At 67.5% G+C, this 18,644-nt stretch carries 14 protein-coding genes; 12 read left to right on the top strand and 2 right to left on the bottom strand.

Features of this window, described 5'->3' with window-relative positions; translation table 11 throughout:
• Positions 1-42: 42 nt before the first annotated feature.
• The 3 genes from kch (at position 43) to LGM89_RS27940 (ending at position 3,845) form a co-directional block, all read left to right on the top strand.
• Positions 43-1,218: a voltage-gated potassium channel protein gene (kch, locus tag LGM89_RS27950; RefSeq protein ID WP_226274630.1), complete on the top strand. Its 1,176-nt coding sequence runs from the start codon at positions 43-45 to the stop codon at positions 1,216-1,218.
• A gap of 53 nt (positions 1,219-1,271) precedes the next feature.
• Complete coding sequence (locus LGM89_RS27945; RefSeq protein WP_089497057.1) at positions 1,272-1,703, top strand: YqaA family protein; 432 nt, start codon at positions 1,272-1,274, stop codon at positions 1,701-1,703.
• A gap of 159 nt (positions 1,704-1,862) precedes the next feature.
• Positions 1,863-3,845, top strand: coding sequence for a methyl-accepting chemotaxis protein (locus LGM89_RS27940; RefSeq protein WP_226274629.1), 1,983 nt, complete (start codon positions 1,863-1,865; stop codon positions 3,843-3,845).
• 36 nt (positions 3,846-3,881) lie between these two features.
• Here LGM89_RS27940 and LGM89_RS27935 read toward each other — a convergent pair whose 3' ends face one another.
• The gene (locus LGM89_RS27935; protein ID WP_226274628.1) at positions 3,882-5,537 is read right to left on the bottom strand and encodes an acyl-CoA synthetase; all 1,656 of its coding nucleotides are present in this window, start codon (positions 5,535-5,537) and stop codon (positions 3,882-3,884) included.
• 168 nt (positions 5,538-5,705) lie between these two features.
• Between LGM89_RS27935 and LGM89_RS27930 the strand changes: the two genes are divergently transcribed.
• From LGM89_RS27930 to LGM89_RS27890, 9 genes are all read left to right on the top strand, one after another.
• Positions 5,706-6,461 (top strand): Crp/Fnr family transcriptional regulator, encoded by a 756-nt coding sequence (locus LGM89_RS27930; RefSeq protein WP_226274627.1) that lies wholly within the window; start codon positions 5,706-5,708, stop codon positions 6,459-6,461.
• Between the two features lie 228 nt (positions 6,462-6,689).
• The gene (locus LGM89_RS27925) at positions 6,690-9,857 is read left to right on the top strand and encodes an efflux RND transporter permease subunit (protein WP_226274626.1); all 3,168 of its coding nucleotides are present in this window, start codon (positions 6,690-6,692) and stop codon (positions 9,855-9,857) included.
• Between the two features lie 36 nt (positions 9,858-9,893).
• The gene (locus LGM89_RS27920; protein ID WP_226274625.1) at positions 9,894-11,123 is read left to right on the top strand and encodes an efflux RND transporter periplasmic adaptor subunit; all 1,230 of its coding nucleotides are present in this window, start codon (positions 9,894-9,896) and stop codon (positions 11,121-11,123) included.
• A gap of 5 nt (positions 11,124-11,128) precedes the next feature.
• The gene (locus tag LGM89_RS27915; protein WP_226274725.1) at positions 11,129-12,649 is read left to right on the top strand and encodes an efflux transporter outer membrane subunit; all 1,521 of its coding nucleotides are present in this window, start codon (positions 11,129-11,131) and stop codon (positions 12,647-12,649) included.
• Positions 12,650-12,677: 28 nt separating this feature from the next.
• Entirely contained in the window at positions 12,678-13,373 is a 696-nt protein-coding gene (locus tag LGM89_RS27910; RefSeq protein ID WP_011355331.1) for a heavy metal response regulator transcription factor, read from the top strand.
• Positions 13,370-14,809, top strand: a complete 1,440-nt coding sequence (locus tag LGM89_RS27905) for a heavy metal sensor histidine kinase (protein ID WP_226274624.1) — start codon at positions 13,370-13,372, stop codon at positions 14,807-14,809. The genes LGM89_RS27910 and LGM89_RS27905 overlap by 4 nt, the downstream gene beginning before the upstream one ends.
• A gap of 107 nt (positions 14,810-14,916) precedes the next feature.
• Positions 14,917-15,504, top strand: a complete 588-nt coding sequence (locus tag LGM89_RS27900) for a LysE family translocator (RefSeq protein WP_226274623.1) — start codon at positions 14,917-14,919, stop codon at positions 15,502-15,504.
• A 397-nt stretch (positions 15,505-15,901) separates the two neighbouring features.
• The gene (locus tag LGM89_RS27895) at positions 15,902-16,321 is read left to right on the top strand and encodes a VOC family protein (protein ID WP_226274622.1); all 420 of its coding nucleotides are present in this window, start codon (positions 15,902-15,904) and stop codon (positions 16,319-16,321) included.
• Complete coding sequence (locus tag LGM89_RS27890; RefSeq protein ID WP_226274621.1) at positions 16,308-17,552, top strand: cytochrome P450; 1,245 nt, start codon at positions 16,308-16,310, stop codon at positions 17,550-17,552. Before LGM89_RS27895 ends, LGM89_RS27890 begins: the two co-directional genes overlap by 14 nt.
• A gap of 118 nt (positions 17,553-17,670) precedes the next feature.
• On the opposite strand, the gene LGM89_RS27885 is transcribed toward LGM89_RS27890, so the two are convergent.
• Positions 17,671-18,522, bottom strand: a complete 852-nt coding sequence (locus LGM89_RS27885; RefSeq protein WP_226274620.1) for an AraC family transcriptional regulator — start codon at positions 18,520-18,522, stop codon at positions 17,671-17,673.
• Positions 18,523-18,644: the final 122 nt, after the last annotated feature.

Here is an 18,644-nt window from a genome sequence, read left to right as displayed (position 1 = left end):
GCGGCTGTTTCGTTGGACATGCCCGGCCAGCCGGGCGACTGGATGAAGCTTCTCACTTCCCGCCTGCGGCGCCTGTTCGCGCCGATCGGCCTGCACTGGTATCTCGCTCTCCTCCTCGCGCTCGACGCGCTCATGGTGCTGCGCCCCGTCATCGAGCATGCCAGGCTCGACGTGCATCACGCGTGGCTCGCCGATGCGCTGAACCTCGTCGACAACGCCGGGCTCGTCGTGTTGCCGCAAGTGGTCGTCGCGGCCGGCCTCGCGACGATGGCCATCGGCATCGTGCTGCGCGCCCGCGTCGCGTGGGTGCTGTCGATCCTGCTGCTGGTCGCGGCCGCCGCGATCAGCGTGCTCGGCGGCTATCGCAGCCACGCGGTGTTCGTCTACACGGCCGTGCTGGCCGTCGCGCTGCTGTACTACTGGCGGCACTTCGACCGCGCGAGCGTCGCCGCGAGCAGCCTGTTCGCGTTGCTGAGCATCGTGTCGCTGCTGATCTACGCGACCTTCGGCGTGCTGTATCTCGGCGACGAATTCACGCCGCCCGTCCACGATCTCGCCACGGCCGTCTATTTCTCGATCGTGTCGATGTCGACGGTGGGCTACGGCGACATCGTTCCGCACGCGCCGACCGCCCGCCTGTTCACCGCGTCGGTGATCGTGCTCGGCATCACGGTGTTCGCGACGTCGATCAGCGCGGTCGTCGGGCCCGTGATCGGCGGCAATCTGAAACGGATCGTCAAGGGAGGCATTTCGAACGTGATCCGCAAGCATCATTACCTGATCGTCGGCGCGACACCCGTCGCGCATGCGGTGCACGACGGGCTGCGCAAGCGCGGCTACGCGGTGACCGTCGTCGTGCCGGCCGGCGTCGAGCACAACTATCCGGCCGCGACCGACCTGATCGTCGGCGACGCGACCGACCACGCGGTGCTGGAACGCGCCGGCGCGGCGACCGCGCGCGCGGTGCTCGCGCTGCGCTCCGACGATGCCGAGAACGCGTTCATCATCCTCGCGATCCGCGAGATCGCACCGGCGGTGCGCACGGTCGCGCTCGTGAACCAGCAGCGCAACCTCGAACGGCTGCGCCTGCTGAAGCCCGACATGGTGTTCTCGCCTCAGCAACTGGCGGGCGAACTGCTGGCCAGCACGCTCAACGACGAACCCGTCGACAAGTCGCTGATCTCGCACCTGCTGTTCGGCACGGCCGACGCCGCATGACCGTGTGACCCGGTGCCCCGGATTGGCCGGTGCGTGCCCGGTACAATCGCGCGATGTCCGAATTGTTCACTTACGGCGGCCTGTTCGCCGTGTCGATGGTCGCCGCGACCCTGTTCCCGCTCCAGTCCGAAGCCGTGCTCGCCGGCCTGCTGCTCGCCGGGCGCGAACCCGTGTGGGCGCTGGTGCTCGTCGCGAGCATCGGCAACGTCGCCGGCTCGGTAATCAACTGGGCGCTCGGGCGCGGCATCGAGCACTTCCGCGAACGCCGCTGGTTTCCCGTCAAGCCCGCCGCGCTCGCGCGCGCCGAGCGCTGGTATGCGCGCTACGGCCGCTGGTCGCTGCTGCTGAGCTGGGCGCCCGTGATCGGCGATCCGCTGACGATGATCGCCGGCGTGCTGCGCGAGCCGCTGCCGTCGTTCCTCGCGATCGTGACCGTCGCGAAGGTCGCGCGGTATCTCGCGATCGCGTGGCTCGTGACGCACTGACACCCCGCTTCCCGTCGTCCACCCGCGCGATGGCCGCACTTGCCGGCGCCGCCATCGACGACGCGCTGCTAAAGATTTCGCCGAAGTTGCCGTATTAACCGGTCGACTAGCGGTGACGCGTGCGTTCCGCCCCCTCTCCCTCCCCACTCAGGATGTTCCATGAGATTGACCCAATTGGGCCGGGTGAGCGTCGGCGCGCGTCTTGCGGCGCTGGCGTGCGCGCTCGTTGCCGTGCTGTTTACCGTGTTCGCGTGGACGCTCGCCCATTTCGCCGGCCAGCAGCTGGCTGAAGAAGCACACATGCGGATCGTCGACAAGGAACAGTCGATCCGCGCGATGGTCGACCTGTTCGACAAGGCGCTGTCGGCCGAAGCCAACCGCTCGATGTCGCTGTTCGCGAGCTTCCTGCCGCCCGATTTCTCGCTCGACCCGGCGCGCACCGTCGACATCGGCGGCGTCGCCGCGCCGACCTTGCTCGCGGGCGGCCAGCCGCTCGACCTCGACTATTCGATTCCCGACCAGTTCCTGAAGAAAAGCGGCGCGATCGCGACGATCTTCGCGCGCGACGGCGACGATTTCGTGCGCATCACGACGTCGCTGAAGAAGCAGGACGGCGCGCGTGCCGTCGGCACGAAACTCGACCGTGCCGGCCCCGCGTACGCACCGCTCGTCGCCGGACGCAGCTACACGGGCCTCGCGAAGCTGTTCGGCCGGCCGTACATCACGCAGTACAAGCCGGTGACCGATGCGACCGGCCGCGTGATCGGCGCGCTGTTCGTCGGCCTCGACATCGGCGCCGAACTCAAGCTCGTCGAGGACGGCATCCGCTCGCTGAAGATCGGCGACAACGGCTACTACTTCGTGATCGATGCGTCGCAGGGCCCGTCGCGCGGCACCTTCGTCGTGCACCCGGATGCCGACGGCCAACGTGCCGACGACACGCGCGCGCCGTACGCGCAGATGCTCGCGGCCGGCCAGGGGCGGCTCGCATACACGTCGACCGACCCGGCCGCGCACGACGGCGGCCCGACCGCGAAATTCGTGTCGTTCACGACGATTCCGCAGTGGCAGTGGCTCGTCGGCGGCATCGCGCTCGACGACGAACTGCTCGCCACCATGCGCGCCACCCGCAACCGCTTCCTGATGATCGGCGCCGTGCTCGTCGCAGCGTTCGCGACGCTGTTCGTCATCGTGGTGCGGCGCGTCGTGAGCCGGCCGCTCGATGCGGCGGCACGGGCCTCCGAGCGCTATGCGGCGGGCGATCTCAGCGTGCGCATCCGCGATGGCGCGGCCACGCGCGGCCAGGCGGGCGACGACGAGATCGGCCGGCTCGTGCAGGCGGTCGACGGGATCGGCGACGGCCTCGCGCGGATCGTCGCGCAGGTGCGCAACAGCTCCGCCGACATCGCGCGCGGGACGGTCGACATTGCCGCCGGCAGCAGCGACATCGCCGCGCGGATCGCGACGCAGGCGAGCAGCGTCGAACAGACGGCCGCCAGCATGGAACAGATCACCGCCGCCGTGCAGCAGAGTGCCGAGCACGCGGCGCAAGCCAATGCGCTGGTCGCGGACGCGTCGGCCGCCGCGACGAACGGCGACGCCGCGGTGCAGCGCGTGGTCGCGACGATGGACGACATCGGCCGCGCGACGCGCCGGATCGCCGAGATCACGGGCGCGATCGAAGGCATCGCGTTCCAGACCAACATCCTCGCGCTGAACGCGGCCGTCGAGGCCGCGCGCGCGGGCGAACACGGCAAGGGCTTCGCGGTGGTCGCGGCCGAGGTGCGCGCACTCGCGCAGCGCAGCGCGGCCGCGGTCAAGGAGATCGACGCACTGAGCGCCGAATCGTCGACGACCGTCGAACAGGGCTACCGGATCGCGGAGGCCGCACGTGGCACGATGCGCGACATCGTCGCGCGCGTCGACCAGGTCAGCACGCTGATCGGCGAGATCAGCGCCGCGTCGCGCGAACAGTCGACCGGTATCGAGCAGGTGAACCTGGCCGTCACGCAGATCGGCGACGCGACGCAGCAGAACGCGATGTTGATCTCGGATGCCGAACGCGCGGCCGTCGCGCTGCGCGACCAGGCCGCTCACCTGTCGGACGCGGTCAGCGTGTTCCGGCTCGAGCGGAGTGCGTGACGAAGCACGGATGGCCGGCCAAGGCCGGCCCATCGCCTACTTCTTGTCGTCGCCCGCCAGATCGATCGCCTTGTCCGATCCCACCGCGTTGCGCAGCTGGAACTTCTGGATCTTGCCGGTCGATGTTTTCGGCAGTTCGCCGAACCGCACGGCCTTCGGCACCTTGAAGCCCGCCAGCAGCGCCTTGCAATGCGCGACGATCTCCGCCTCGGTCACGCTCGCGCCTTCGCGCAGCTCGACGAACGCGCACGGCACCTCGCCCCACTTCGGGTCGGGCATCGCGACGACGGCCGCGACCGCCACCGCGGGGTGCCGGTACAGCGCATCCTCGACCTCGATGCTCGAGATGTTCTCGCCGCCCGAGATGATGATGTCCTTCTTGCGATCCTTGATCCGGATATAGCCGTCCGGCATCAGCACCGCGAGATCGCCGGTATGGAACCAGCCGCCGTGGAACGCGTCGTCGGTCGCCTTCGGGTTCTTCAGGTAGCCCTTCATGCAGATGTTGCCGCGGAACATGATCTCGCCGAGCGTCTCGCCGTCGGCCGGCACCGGCGCCATCGTGTCGGGATCGAGCACCGTCGCGCCCGCCTCCAGGTGATAGCGCACGCCCTGGCGCGCGTTGAGCCGCGCGCGCTCGTCGTCGCTCAGTGCCTCCCAGTGCGACTGCTTCGCGCAGACGGTCGCCGGGCCGTAGACCTCGGTCAGCCCGTACACGTGCAGCAGGTCGAAGCCGATCTCCTTCATCTTCGCGATCACGGCCGGCGCGGGCGCCGCGCCCGCGACCATCGCGTGCACCGTGTGATCGATGCCTTCGCGGAATTCGGGCGGAGCGTTCGCGATCGCGCTCTGCACGATCGGCGCGCCGCAATAGTGCGTGATGCGTTCGCGGCGGATCAGGTCGAACACCGTCTTCGCATCGAACTTGCGCAGGCAGACGTTCACGCCCGCGCGCGCCGCGACGGCCCACGGGAAGCACCAGCCGTTGCAGTGGAACATCGGCAGCGTCCACAGGTAGACGGCGTGCTTCGGCATGTCCCATTCGAGGAGGTTGCTGACCGCCGCGAGATACGCGCCGCGATGGTGATAGACCACGCCCTTCGGGTCGCCGGTCGTGCCGGACGTGTAGTTCAGCGCGATCGCCTCCCATTCGTCGGCGGGCGGCGTCCATGCGTAGTCGGCATCGCCGCTCGCGACGAGCGCCTCGTAGTCGGTCGCGCCCGCGAAACGCGCGGGGTCGGCCGGCATCGCGTCGGCCACGCTGACGATTTTCAGGCCCGGCACCTCGAGCGCCGCGCGATGCGCGAACTCCGCGTATTCGGTGTCGACGATCAGCACCTTCGCCTCGCCATGACGCAGCATGAACAGCACCGACGACACGTCGAGCCGCGTGTTGATCGTGTTCAGCACCGCGCCGGCCATCGGCACGCCGAAGTGCGCCTCGACCATCGCCGGAATGTTCGGCAGCATCGCCGCGACCGTGTCGCCACGTTCGACGCCGAGCCGCGCGAGCGCGCTCGCCAGTTGCTTCGCGCGCGTGTAGGTCTCGCCCCAGGTGCGCCGCACGTCGCCGTGCACGATCGCGAGGCGCTCGCCGTAGACTTCGGCCGTCCTGACCAGGAAGTCGATCGGGGTGAGCGGCACGTAATTCGCGTCGCGGCGGCCGAGTCCGGCCTCGAACATCTGCGTCATGATCCTGTCTCCCGTGTCCTGTCGACCGGGGCCCATCCACCCCGGATCGTTTTGATGTGGTTCAATTGCCGACAGCCTAACGGGCGCTATTGTGAGCCGTCTGTCATCGAAACGACAGAGTGCCTTTCACGCGCTGCGCGTTATCCCTATCCTCGCAAACCCGCACCCATGCACGACCCTCTCGTTGCCCCGCCCGACGCGCCCGCTCATCCCGCCGACGCGCTGCCCGAACCGGGCCCGCTGCCGGCGCTGGCCACACTGTTTGTCCAGTGTGCGTGGTTCCGCACGCTCGCGCCCGAGCACCAGGCGCTCGTGCTCGCGCAGTCGCGCGTCGAGCACTGCGAGGCCGGCGATGTGATCGCGCATCGGCTCGCGCCATCCGAGTACTGGATCGGCGTGCACCGCGGGCTGCTGAAGCTCGCGATCTTCAATGCGTCGGGGCGCGGCTGCACGTTCTCCGGCGTGCCGTCGGGCGGCTGGTTCGGCGAAGGCAGCGTGATCAAGCGCGAGCTGCGCAAGTACGAGGTCGTCGCGATCCAGCGCTCGACCGTGCTGTTCGTGCCGGTCGACACGTTCCATGCGCTGCTCGACACGAGCCTGCCGTTCACGCGCTTCGTGATCCACCAGCTGAACAACCGGATGGGCGAGTTCATCGCGTCGATCCAGAACAGCCGGCTGCTGGATGTCGATGCGCGCGTCGCGCAGGCGCTCGCGCAACTCTTCAACCCCGACCTGTACCCGGACACCGGCCCGTCGCTGTCGATCTCGCAGGAGGAACTGGGGATGCTCGTCGGCGTATCGCGACAGCGCATCAACCAGGCGCTGCAGCAGCTCGAGAAGCTCGGCGCGCTGCGGCTCGCGTACAACCAGATCGACGTCGTCGATCTCGGTGCGCTCGCGCGTGTCGGGATGGAGCAGATCTGAGGGCGCGCCGATGAACGGAATCGCCATCGAAGCAGCACGCCCATCCGGTATCGCAGCCGTTTTCCGGCCATCGCGCCGCGCGGCGTTTCCTCTGCTGAATCGGCAATCGGCCGCCCCGCCCCCACCTGACAATTCCGCCAGTTTCGCGACAGTAACCCGTTCCACGCCGACGCCTATCATTCGGGTGCCCTTTACCCACGCCTGATCACCGCCCGTCCCGCTGCCTCCATGTGGATCGTCAATCTCGCGCTCAAGCGCCCCTACACGTTCATCGTGATGGCCATCATGATCGTGCTGGCCACCCCGCTTGCGCTGATGCGCACGCCGGTCGACGTGCTGCCCGCGATCAACATTCCCGTGATCAGCGTCATCTGGAATTACAGCGGCTTCTCCGCGACCGAGATGACGAACCGCATCACTTCCGTGCATGAGCGGATCCTGACGACGACCGTCAACAACATCCAGCACGTCGAATCGACGTCGTTGCCCGGCATCGCGGTCGTGAAGGTGTTCCTGCAGCCGGGCGCGAACGTGCAGACGGCGATCGCACAGACGGTCTCGTCCGCGCAGGCGATCGTACGGCAGATGCCGCAGGGCGCGACGCCGCCGCTCGTGATCACCTATTCGGCGTCGAGCATCCCGGTGATCCAGCTCGGGCTGTCGAGCAAGACGCTCAGCGAACAGTCGCTCGCCGACATCGCGCTCAACTTCCTGCGCCCGCAGCTGATCACGGTGCCGGGCGTGCAGATCCCGTTCCCGTACGGCGGCCGCACGCGCGTGGTCGCCATCGACCTCGATCCGCAGGCGCTGCAGGCGAAGGGGCTCACGCCCGCCGACATCGTCAACGCGGTCAACGCGCAGAACCTCGTGCTACCGACCGGCACCGCGAAGATGGGCCAGACCGAATACCGGATCGACACGAACGCGTCGGCCGACACCGTCGCCGACATCAGCAGCCTGCCGGTCCAGACCATCAACGGCGCGACCACCTACCTGCGCGAGGTGGCGTCGGTGCGCGACGGCTTCGCGCCGCAGACCAACGTCGTGCGCCAGAACGGCCAGCGCGGCGTGCTCATCTCGATCCTGAAGAGCGGCGACGCGTCGACGCTCAAGGTCGTGTCGGACCTGAAGGCGCTGCTGCCGAAGGTGATCCCGACGCTGCCCGAAGGGCTCACGATCACGCCGCTGTTCGACCAGTCGGTGTTCGTCAACGCGGCCGTCCAGGGCGTGATTCACGAGGCGCTGATCGCCGCCGTGCTGACCGCGATGATGATCCTGCTGTTCCTCGGCAACTGGCGCAGCACGCTGATCATCGCGATCTCGATTCCACTGTCGATCTTCACGTCGCTGATCGCGCTGTCCGCGCTCGGCGAGACCATCAACATCATGACGCTCGGCGGGCTCGCGCTCGCGGTCGGGATCCTGGTGGACGATGCGACCGTCACGATCGAGAACATCGAGCGGCACCTGCATCTCGGTACCAACCTGCACGACGCGATCCTCGAAGGCGCGGGCGAGATCGCGGTGCCCGCGTTCGTGTCGACGCTGTGCATCTGCATCGTGTTCGTGCCGATGTTCTTCCTGACGGGCGTCGCGCGCTTCCTGTTCGTGCCGCTCGCGGAAGCGGTCGTGTTCGCGATGCTCGCGTCGTACGTGCTGTCGCGCACGCTGGTGCCGACGCTCGCGATGCTGCTGTTTCGCCCGCAGCAAGCGGGCACCGGCGCCGACCATGCGACGTCGCGCTTCGCGCGCATCCATCACGCGTTCAACGCGGCGTTCGAGCGGCTGCGGGCGTGGTACATCGTGCTGCTCAGCATCCTGCTGGTGCGCCGCCGCTTCTACGCGATGTGCTTCCTCGGCTTCTGCGTGCTGTCGACGGGCCTCGTGTTCGTGCTCGGCCGCGACTTCTTCCCGAATGCGGATTCCGGCAACATCCGGCTGCACATGCGCGCGCCGACCGGCTACCGGATCGAGGAAACCGCGCGCCTCGCCGACCAGGTCGAGCGCGTGATCCGCGACACCGTGCCGCCCGACGAACTCGGCGCGCTCGTCGACAACCTCGGCCTGCCGGTGAGCGGCATCAACCTGTCGTACAGCAACGCGGGCACGATCGGCACGCTCGACGGCGAGCTGCTGATCGCGCTCAAGCCCGGCCACCGCGCGACCCAGCACTACGTGCAGGCGCTGCGCCAAGTGCTGCCCGAGCGCTTCCCGGGCGTCGAGTTCTTCTTCCAGCCGTCGGACATCATCACGCAGATCCTCAACTTCGGCCAACCGGCCGCGATCGACCTGCAGGTGCTCGGCAACGATCTCGCGAGTAACATGACTATCGCGAGCGGCCTGATGAAAAAGATCAGGCAAATCCCCGGCGCCGTCGACGTGCACGTGCTGCAACGTAACGACGAACCGACCCTGCTGGCCGACATGGACCGTACGCGCATGCAGCAGCTCAATCTCTCCGCGCAGAACGTCGCGCAGAACATGCTGATCTCGCTGTCCGGCAGTTCCCAGACCACGCCGTCGTTCTGGATCAACCCGCGCACCGGCGTCCAGTACCCGCTGCAGATCCAGACCCCGCAATACAACATCGCGTCGGTCGACGATCTGCTCGGCACGCCGATCTCGGCGAGCGGCCGCACGGGCATGCCGCTGCAGTTGCTCGGCAACCTCGTGCAGGTGCGCAGCACCGCGAACCCGGCCGTGATCACGCACTACAACATCCGCCCGGCGATCGACGTGTACGTGAGCGTCGAAGGCCGCGACCTCGGCGCGGTGGCCGGCGAGATCGACCGCATCGTGTCGGATGCGCGCGCGACGCTGCCGCGCGGCACCGAGCTGACGATGCGCGGCCAGATCGAGACGATGCGCACGTCGTATATCGGCCTCGGCGCGGGCGTCGCGATGGCGATCGTGCTGGTCTACCTGCTGATCGTCGTCAATTTCCAGTCGTGGCTCGACCCGCTGATCATCATCAGCGCGATGCCGGCCGCGCTCGCCGGCATCGTCTGGATGCTGTTCATCACCGGCACGCACCTGAGCGTGCCCGCGCTGACGGGCGCGATCATGACGGTGGGCGTCGCGACCGCCAACAGCATCCTGGTCGTGTCGTTCGCGCGCCAGCGCCTCGCGGACGGCGCGCCGCCGCTCACGGCCGCGCTGGAAGCCGGCGCGACGCGGATCCGGCCGGTGCTGATGACGGCGCTCGCGATGATCATCGGGATGGTGCCGATGGCGCTCGGCCTCGGCGAAGGCGCCGAGCAGAATGCGCCGCTCGGCCGCGCGGTGATCGGCGGGCTGCTGTTCGCGACCGTGTCGACCCTGCTGTTCGTGCCGCTGGTGTTCGGCGGCGTGCATGCGCGGCTGGCCCGCCGGCGTGCGCGCCAGGCCGGCCACTGACTTTCGTCCCACTACCCGGTTGATTTGGTTGAATTCATGGAAGAGAAACATCACAGCGCAGTCGGCATCCAGGTGGACGAACATGGCATGCACCTGCCGACACGGTCGTCGGTGTCGCGACGCGGGAAAATCGTCCTGGTCGTGATCGGCGTGCTGCTGGCTGCCGGCGCGGCGCGCACGATCGTCGTCAACGTGCTGAACCACAACCGGCTCGACGCGGTCGCCGAGCAGAACACGCGCCAGTACGTGACCATCGCGCATCCGGTCGATGCGGCCACCGGCGGCAAGCTGACGCTGCCCGGCACGCTGCGCGGCTTCGTCGAGGCGCCGATCTATGCCCGCGCGAGCGGCTACGTGCTGCGCTGGCAGGCCGACATCGGCGCGCACGTGAAGCAGGGCCAGACGCTTGCCGAACTCGACACGCCCGAGCTGAACCAGGAACTCGCGCAGGCCACCGCGCAGCGCCAGCAGGCGCAGGCCGCACTCGCGCTCGCGAAGACGTCGTTCGACCGCGCGCAGCAGTTGCGCCAGCGCGATGCCGTCTCGCAGCAGGAACTCGACGACCGGCAAGGCGCGTTCAACCAGGGCACCGCGAACCTCGCCGCGGCCGATGCGAACATGCGCCGCCTCACCGAACTGAAGGGCTTCCAGCGGATCGCCGCGCCGATCGACGGGATCGTCACGCAGCGCAACGTCGACGTGGGCGATCTCGTCAGTTCCGGCAACGCGGGCCGCTCCCTGTTCACGGTCGTGCAGGCCGACCGTCTGCGCCTCTACGTGCAGGTGCCGCAGGCGTACGCGCAGCAGGTGAAGGTCGGCCAGCACGTGAGCGTCGCGCAGGCCGAACTGCCGGGCCGGACCTTCGACGGGACGGTCACGCGCACGTCGGAGGCGATCGATGTCGCGACGCGCTCGCTGCAGATCGAGATCACGCTGCCGAACCCGGACGGCCGGCTGCTGCCCGGCGCGTACGTGCAGGCGACGTTGCCGATGACGCCGGTCGGCCGCCTGCAGGTGCCGGCCAATACGTTGCTGTTCCGCGCCGAAGGCCCGACGGTCGCCACCGTCGACGCGAACGGCCAGGTGCGCCTCAAGCAGGTGACGGTCGTGCGCACGATCGGGCAGACGCTCGAAGTCGACGGCCCGCTCACGCCGAACGACCGCCTCGTCACGAACCCGAGCGACGCGCTCGCGAACGGCGACCCGGTGATCGTCACGGCGCCGGCCGCGAAGCCGGCCTCCGGCGCCGCGGAGGCGAAGTCGTGATCGCGATGCGCCCCCGCCGGCGGCCTGCCGCCATCTCCATCACGTCGATTGCGCTCGCCGCCGCGCTCGCCGGCTGCACGGTCGGCCCCGATTACAAACGGCCCGACGTCGACACGCCGGCCGCGTGGCGGCTCGACCCGGCGGATGCGTACTGGCACCCGGCCGCGCCGGCCCGCGCGCCGCTCGACCCGGCATGGTGGACCGCGTTCGGCGATCCGCAGCTCGATGCGCTGGAAGCCGACGCGCTGCGCAACAACCAGACCCTGAAAGCCGTCGCCGCGCGCTACGACCAGGCGAAGGCGACGCTCGCGTCGGTCGCCTCGGCGCAGTATCCGGCCGTCGGCCTGAACGCGAGCGGCCAGCGCTTCAAGATCTCCGCCGACCGGCCGCAGACCAACTACGCGACGAAAAGCGCATCGACCGTGCAGAACGACATCCAGGTCGGCGCGGCCGTCAGCTACGAACTCGACCTGTTCGGCCGCGTGCGGCGCAGCGTCGAATCGGCGCAGGCGACCACCGAGCAGGCCGGCGACGATTTCGCGAACGCGCGCCTGGTGCTGACCGCCAATCTCGCGTCGAGCTATTTCGCGCTGCGCGAATTCGATACCGAGATCGACGTCGTCAAGCGTTCGATCGACCTGCAGCAGAAGGCGCTCGACTACGTGAGCGCGCGCCACGACCTCGGCGCGGTGTCGGGCCTCGACCTGCTGCAGCAGCGCGCGCAGCTCGACGCGACGCGCACGCAGGCGCAGTTGCTGCTCCAGCAGCGCGTGCAGGTCGAAACCGCGATCGCGACGCTGGTCGGCACACCGGCCCCCGGCTTCTCGATCGCCCCGCGCGTCGTGCCGATCAACGCGCCGGCGCTGCCGACCGGCCTGCCGAGCGACGTGCTGCAGCGGCGCCCCGACGTCGCGTCGGCCGAGCGCGCGATGGCGGCCGCGAATGCGCAGATCGGCGTCGCGCGCGCCGCGTATTTCCCGCGCATCACGCTGTCGCCCGATATCGGCTGGGACGCGACGCGCTTCGCCGGCCTGTTCACCGTGCCGGCGTTGCTGTGGTCGGTCGGCGGATCGCTCAGCCAGCCGCTGTTCGAAGGCGGCAAGCTGAAAGCCGGCGTCGATTTCGCGCAGGCCGGCTACGTCGCCGCGCAGGCCAGCTACCGGCAGACCGTGCTCACCGCGTTCCAGGAGGTGCAGAATGCGGTCACGGGACTGTCGGTGCTCGCCGACGCCGCGCAGCAGGCCGCCGCGGCCGTCGACGACGCGCGCAAGCTCGTGTCGCTCGCGCAGGATCGCTACGCGGGCGGCCTGACGCCGTTCATCGACGTGCTGACGGCCCAACAGCAGTTGCTGACGAGCGAGCGGCAGGCCGTGCAGATCCAGGGCCAGCGCGCGGCGCTCGTCGTGTTTCTCGCGAAGGCGCTGGGCGGCGGCTGGGATGGCCACACCGCGGGCGGCCCCGCTCCGGCCGAGGTCGCCACGGCAGCGCCGGTGCCAGCCCCGGCCCCGGCGCACCCGAGCCCTTAACCGGATTACCCGGACAACGGATTCGAACATGAAAGTCCTGATCGTCGAAGACGAACCGAAAGTCGTTGAATACCTGAAGAGCGGCCTGACCGAGGAAGGCTGGGTCGTCGACACCGCGCTCGACGGCGAGGACGGCGCGTGGAAAGCCGTCGAATTCGACTACGACGTGGTCGTGCTCGACGTGATGCTGCCGAAGCTGGACGGCTTCGGCGTGCTGCGTGCCCTGCGCGCGCAGAAGCAGACGCCCGTCATCATGCTGACCGCGCGCGACCGCGTCGACGATCGCGTGCGGGGCTTGCGCGGCGGCGCCGACGACTACCTGACCAAGCCGTTCTCGTTCCTCGAGCTGATCGAGCGGCTGCGCGCGCTGACGCGCCGCGCGCGCGTGCAGGAATCGACGCTGATCTCGATCGGCGACCTGCGCGTCGACCTGATCGGCCGCCGCGCGACCCGCGACGGCACGCGGCTCGACCTGACCGCGCAGGAATTCCAGCTGCTCGGCGTGCTCGCGCGGCGCAGCGGCGAAGTGCTGTCGAAGACGACCATCGCCGAACTCGTGTGGGACGTGAACTTCGACAGCAACGCGAACGTCGTCGAAACGGCAATCAAGCGCCTGCGCGCGAAACTCGACGGCCCGTTCACGGACAAGCTGCTGCACACGATCCGCGGCATGGGCTACGTCCTCGAGGCGCGTGAGGACGGCGACACCGAGAGGCCCGCATGAAACGCTCGATCGTCCTGCGGCTGTCGGCGATGTTCGGCATCGTGTCGCTGCTCGTGTTCACGCTGGTGGGCTGCGGGCTGTTCGTGATGATGGAGCGCCAGCTGTTCGCCGAGCTGCGCGCGACGCTCGACACGCGCACCAAGGTGGCCGAGATGATCGTGTCGCATGCGACCACGGCCATGCGCGGGCGCCTCATGCAGGAAAAGCTCGCCGACCTCGAACCGCCCGACGGCTCCACGCACTACCAGGTCGACAGCCCGAACCCGGATTTCCGCTTCGGCACGCCCGTCGACGGCATGCCCGTCGGCGCGCCGTTCGGCGCGTTCCAGCGCTACGCGCTGAACCACAGCACCTACGACGTGATGACGAAGACCGTCACGGTGGCCGGCAACGGCGAGCGGCCGGCGCTGAAGCTGATCGTCGCCAGCTCGTGCGAGCGCACGCAGCGGATGCTGCGCCGCTTCGGCTGGACGCTCGCCGGGCTGATCACGATTGCCACGATCATCACGCTGCTGCTGAGCCGCGCGGTGGCCCGCTTCGGGCTCGCGCCGCTCGACCGCCTGTCGCAGGACGCCTCGGCAATCAGCCTCGCGAACCGCCGCCAGCGGCTGCAGACCAACGCGCTGCCGCCCGAGCTGCGCGACCTCGCCACGTCGTTCAACGGTGCGCTCGACCGCATCCAGCAAACCTACGCGCGGCTCGAGGCGTTCAACGCGGACGTCGCGCACGAGCTGCGCACACCGGTCAGCATCCTGATCGGCCAGACCCAGGTTGCGCTGACCAGCCGCGACCGCACGGTCGAGCGGATGGAGCGGACGCTGCAGTCGAACCTCGAGGAATTCGAGCGGCTGCGCGTGATCATCAACGACATGCTGTTCCTGTCGCGCAGCGACCGCGGCGAACGCGCGACCGACCTGAAGGACGTGTCGCTCGCCGACGAAGTGCGGCGCATGCTCGACTTCCTCGAAATCCCGCTCGACGAAGCGCAGTTGCGCGCCGAGCTGCATGGCGATGCGCGCGCGGCCGTCGATCCGTCGCTGTTCCGCCGCGCGATGACGAACCTGCTGATCAACGCGATCCAGCATTCGGCGCCCGGCGCGACGGTCAGCGTGACGATCGTGCGTCGCGACACGCTGGTCGAAATGTCCGTCGCGAACCCCGGCGAGCCGATCGACCCCGCCCGGCGCTCGCACGTGTTCGAGCGCTTCTACCGGCTCGAGGAAGCGCGCGCGAACAGCAAGGAGAACCACGGGCTCGGGCTGTCGATCGTCAAGGCCGTGGCCGAGATGCACGGCGGCAGCGTATTCGTCGCGTGTTCGGGCGGCGTCAACACGTTCGGCTTCTCGGTATCGACGAAACCCTGCGCCGGCGGCCCGCTGCCTCCGGCCGACCGGCACGAGACCCGGCCGGCGCACGCGCCGAGCGCGCTGCACTGACGGCGGCGGCCGCGCGGCCGCCCGACGAGGGCAGTTTTCTTCAATACGGGCCAGCGCGGCGCCCGTAGTCTCGATGCGACTTTCGACCTTTCGCATGGAGACACCCAATGAGCATGCTGGTTTCGATGGCCGCGTTCGCGCTCGCCTCGTCGATCACCCCCGGCCCCGTCAACATCGTCGCGCTCAGTGCCGGCGCACGCCACGGCCTCGGCGCGAGCCTGCGCTATGCGGCCGGCGCGACGCTCGGCTTCGTCGCGCTGTTCCTGCTGATCGGCCTCGGGCTGCACGCGGCGCTCGCGCGCTGGCCGGTGCTGACGACCGCCACGCAGTGGTCGGGGATCGCGTTCCTGCTGTATATGGCGCTGCGGCTCGCGCTCGATGACGGCCGGCTGTCGGCCGACCCGGACGTGGCCGGCCCGTCGGCGGCGGCCGGCGCGGCGATGCAGTGGCTGAATCCGAAGGCGTGGCTCGCGTGCGTGGCCGCGATGGGCGCATATGCGGCCGATGGCGACCGCACGCAGGTCTGGCAGTTCGCCGCGCTGTACCTGGTGATCTGTTTCGCGTCGATCGCGTGCTGGTCGTATGCGGGCGCGTCGCTGCGGCACCGGCTGGCGAACGCGCGGCACATGCGCGTGTTCAACCGGCTGATGGCGCTGCTGCTCGCGGGCAGCGCCCTCTTCCTGTTTGATTTTTAGTCCACTCGTCAAAATCTCAGTCAAATTGCCGGCACAAGTCGCATCGTGCCAATGCATCCCGCGTGACGAAACCCGACCTGATACGCGGCTGAACACGATCGCGATTCATTTTCTGGAATCCGAAACGCAAAAATTGCTCTATCCAATTAAAGAAAATCATTGATTTTTTTAAAAAATCTCTTTTAATTCATAAACAGAACATCCTCCGCTTTCAAATACCGGCGCCGTGAACCGCCCCCAATCCGCCGGGTCGCATGAAACCATGCCTGGGCAATCTTGCCCGGGATAAGGCACGTGCGCATTGGACTGCCGCTTCCGGCATATGATTTTTTAACACATAAATAGTTACCCGACACAACACCATGCGCAGGATCATCAAACAAAACAGGAGGTAGTCATGTATTTCGATATGTTTCCGATCTTCTACGTAGCCGATCTAAAGCGTTCACTGAAGTTCTATATCGAGCTTCTTGAATTTCGAGAAACCTACAGATTTCCGGAGGAAGAGGGTGCGGAACCCGAGTATGTCACGCTCGAGCTGGCCGGCAAGCGGCTGGGACTCTGGACCTTCGTGGCCGCAAGCTACTTTCAGCAGCGGATGCTGCCGCCTCCCACCGGACCGCGGGGAGAATTATGCTTGTACGTGGAGGACACCGAGGCCGCGATCGAGAAACTGAGAAGCTCGGGTGTCAAGATCATTAAAGAAGTTCAGCCACAGCCGTGGGGAAAAGTGATGTCCGTCGTAGAAGATCCCGACGGGAATCCGCTACACATCACGACCCCTGCCAATCGGCCCAATGCACATGCGCGACGCTGAATTCGATCCCCGGATATTCGAGCACAACGACGACGCATTCATTGCCGACCCTTACCCGTTCTACGCGTATATGCGACAACATATGAGTCGGTATCGCGCCGAACACCTCTTTGGCGGCGCCTGGCTCATGTTCAGTTACCTCGACGTGTGCGAACTGCTGCGCGCCCCGTGGTTGTCGACATCCCGCGCGCGATTACCTGTCAAGGGGCTTGCGGACGCGACTCGCAGCGAGTTCGAAGACATGTTCTCGGTGTTTGATGGCTGGATCGCGTTTAACGAGTTCCACCAGCACATGCGAATGCGTCGGCAAGCCCACTCCGCGATGGCCCGGCTGATGCCCGAATCACTATGTCCCTGCGTACGTCGCATCATCGGCAGCTTGCTGGTCGAACGCAAAGACGAACATCGGCTCGATGTCATGGCTGAGCTCGCCACCCCATTGCCAGCTCTCGTGCTGGCCGAGTTGTTCGGTGTTCCGAAAAGCGACGCGATTCTGTTAAAAGCATGGGCGGATGACATATCCCGACTCTACGGGTCGACTAATTTGCCGCTGGACGAGATACGCCGCATCCGGAGCAGCGCATTGGCCCTGCTGTCGTATCTCGACGATCTCGCGAAGCACCCCAACAGCAGTCACTCGCTGCTGGGCGATCTCATGAACATCGAGGTCGACGGCTACCGTCCCGGCCGTCGTGAGGCAATCGCGCAGGCCGTGATGCTCTTGTTCGCCGCGATCGAACCGACTGCCTACCTGGTGGGTAATGCCGTGGCCGCGCTGCAGCGCCACCCGGAACAGCTGGCGATCCTTCATCGCAAGCCGGATCTCGTAGGCGCGCTCGTGGAGGAGACACTGCGCTACGACACACCGGTTCAATTCGTCGGCCGGCTCGTACGCGAGGACTTCGTCTGGAAAGACTGCCGGATGTTCGAGGGGCAAGTCGTACTGTGTTATGTGGCTTCGGCACATCGCGATTCCGCGCATTACCACGCCCCCGACCAATTCAATCTGATGCGCGACGACGTTCACCACCTTGCCTTCGGTCGAGGGGCTCACTACTGCCTCGGGGCGCCGACGGTTCGCATCATTGCAGGAGAAGCGCTTGGCGCGGTTCTACGGTATTTTCCAGGGCTGGGCCGCGCCCCGGACACAAAAGTGGCATTCAATAACAATCTTGGTTTTCGAGGGCGCACCTCCCTCACCATCGCACGCTCGGAAGAGGTCGGTGACTGAGTATCCTCGACGCCACCGACAGCGTCGGCCCAAGTGAAATTGCCGTGGATTTTCCTCATCGGTTGCCTGATCGATCGGCTCACCCTGTCACTTCGAAAGCCAACGCGGTGTCGGTCGTTCAGGATGACTTGACCGCACCTCGGTATTGCCCGGGCGTCGCGGCCGCGATCCGCCGGAACGCGCGCTGGAAATGGGCCTGGTCGGCGAAGCCCGCGTCCAGCGCGACGTCGGCGATCGGCCGGCCGCGGCGCAGCTCCGTGCGGCCGTACTGCACGCGGCGATCGATCAGGAACGCATGCGGCGTCATCCCGTAGCGGGCGTTGAACGCGCGGATCAGGTATGACGGCGACAGATCGGCCGCCGCGCAGATCGCATCGAGCGTGACGCCCTCGCGGCAATGCGCGGCGATGTAGTCGGCCGCGCGTGCGAGCCGGGCGTTGTCGTCCCCTGCGCGCGGGCCGGGCAGGTCGCGATCGAGCGCGCCGTGCAGCGCCGTGAAGAACTCGACCGCCGCGCTCTCCTTGCCGAGCGGATCGACGCCGGATGTGACGAGCGTGCGGTAGAAGCCGCCAAATTGCGCGAACAGGTCGTGCCGCTCCGTCAATTTCTGCGAAAAGCCGTGAAAATCGCCGTTCGGATCGCGGCCCAGCGAATGTTGAAGCCGCGCGAGCCACGGCACGTCGACATAGACCATCCGGTACGCCCATGCGTCGGGGCCATACGGATTGCACGCATGCACCTGTTCCGGATCGATGATCACGAGCACGCCGCGCCCGACGTGCGCGTTCGTCGCGCCGTTCAAGTAGGTGCTCGTGCCGCCGATGATCGCCCCCACCGAAAACGTGTCGTGCGTGTGCTTCGCGTAACAGATCGCGCGGCCGTCGTCGACGGTGCGCGCCTCGATGAACGGCAGCGCGGCGTCACGCCAGAACGGCGACGGTACGACGGATCGGTTGGCGGTACGGCTCACGCGGCGGGCTCCCGGTTCGGATGGCGAACGCTCACCGTACAAGACTGTGCGGCGCCGCGCAACCGGATCGGCGGATCGCAGCTTCCATACCGGATCGCGCCGTTTCGCCTAAGCTTTGAATT

This window comes from Burkholderia sp. AU31624 (assembly GCF_020420065.1).
In the GTDB taxonomy this organism is placed as follows: Bacteria; Pseudomonadota; Gammaproteobacteria; order Burkholderiales; family Burkholderiaceae; genus Burkholderia.
The sequence above is the reverse complement of the archived record's forward strand: the minus strand, read 5'-3'. Positions and strand labels throughout refer to the sequence as shown.

Excerpts from the sequence above, each read along its gene's own strand:
- LGM89_RS27905 (WP_226274624.1), top strand. The coding sequence starts at position 13,370 with ATGAAACGCTCGATCGTCCTGCGGCTGTCGGCGATGTTCGGCATCGTG.
- LGM89_RS27900 (WP_226274623.1), top strand. The coding sequence starts at position 14,917 with ATGAGCATGCTGGTTTCGATGGCCGCGTTCGCGCTCGCCTCGTCGATC.
- LGM89_RS27930 (WP_226274627.1), top strand. The coding sequence starts at position 5,706 with ATGCACGACCCTCTCGTTGCCCCGCCCGACGCGCCCGCTCATCCCGCC.
- LGM89_RS27940 (WP_226274629.1), top strand. The coding sequence starts at position 1,863 with ATGAGATTGACCCAATTGGGCCGGGTGAGCGTCGGCGCGCGTCTTGCG.
- kch (WP_226274630.1), top strand. The coding sequence starts at position 43 with ATGAAGCTTCTCACTTCCCGCCTGCGGCGCCTGTTCGCGCCGATCGGC.
- LGM89_RS27920 (WP_226274625.1), top strand. The coding sequence starts at position 9,894 with ATGGAAGAGAAACATCACAGCGCAGTCGGCATCCAGGTGGACGAACAT.
- LGM89_RS27915 (WP_226274725.1), top strand. The coding sequence starts at position 11,129 with ATGCGCCCCCGCCGGCGGCCTGCCGCCATCTCCATCACGTCGATTGCG.
- LGM89_RS27945 (WP_089497057.1), top strand. The coding sequence starts at position 1,272 with ATGTCCGAATTGTTCACTTACGGCGGCCTGTTCGCCGTGTCGATGGTC.
- LGM89_RS27895 (WP_226274622.1), top strand. The coding sequence starts at position 15,902 with ATGTATTTCGATATGTTTCCGATCTTCTACGTAGCCGATCTAAAGCGT.
- LGM89_RS27925 (WP_226274626.1), top strand. The coding sequence starts at position 6,690 with ATGTGGATCGTCAATCTCGCGCTCAAGCGCCCCTACACGTTCATCGTG.
- LGM89_RS27890 (WP_226274621.1), top strand. The coding sequence starts at position 16,308 with ATGCGCGACGCTGAATTCGATCCCCGGATATTCGAGCACAACGACGAC.
- LGM89_RS27910 (WP_011355331.1), top strand. The coding sequence starts at position 12,678 with ATGAAAGTCCTGATCGTCGAAGACGAACCGAAAGTCGTTGAATACCTG.
- LGM89_RS27935 (WP_226274628.1), bottom strand. The coding sequence starts at position 5,537 with ATGACGCAGATGTTCGAGGCCGGACTCGGCCGCCGCGACGCGAATTAC.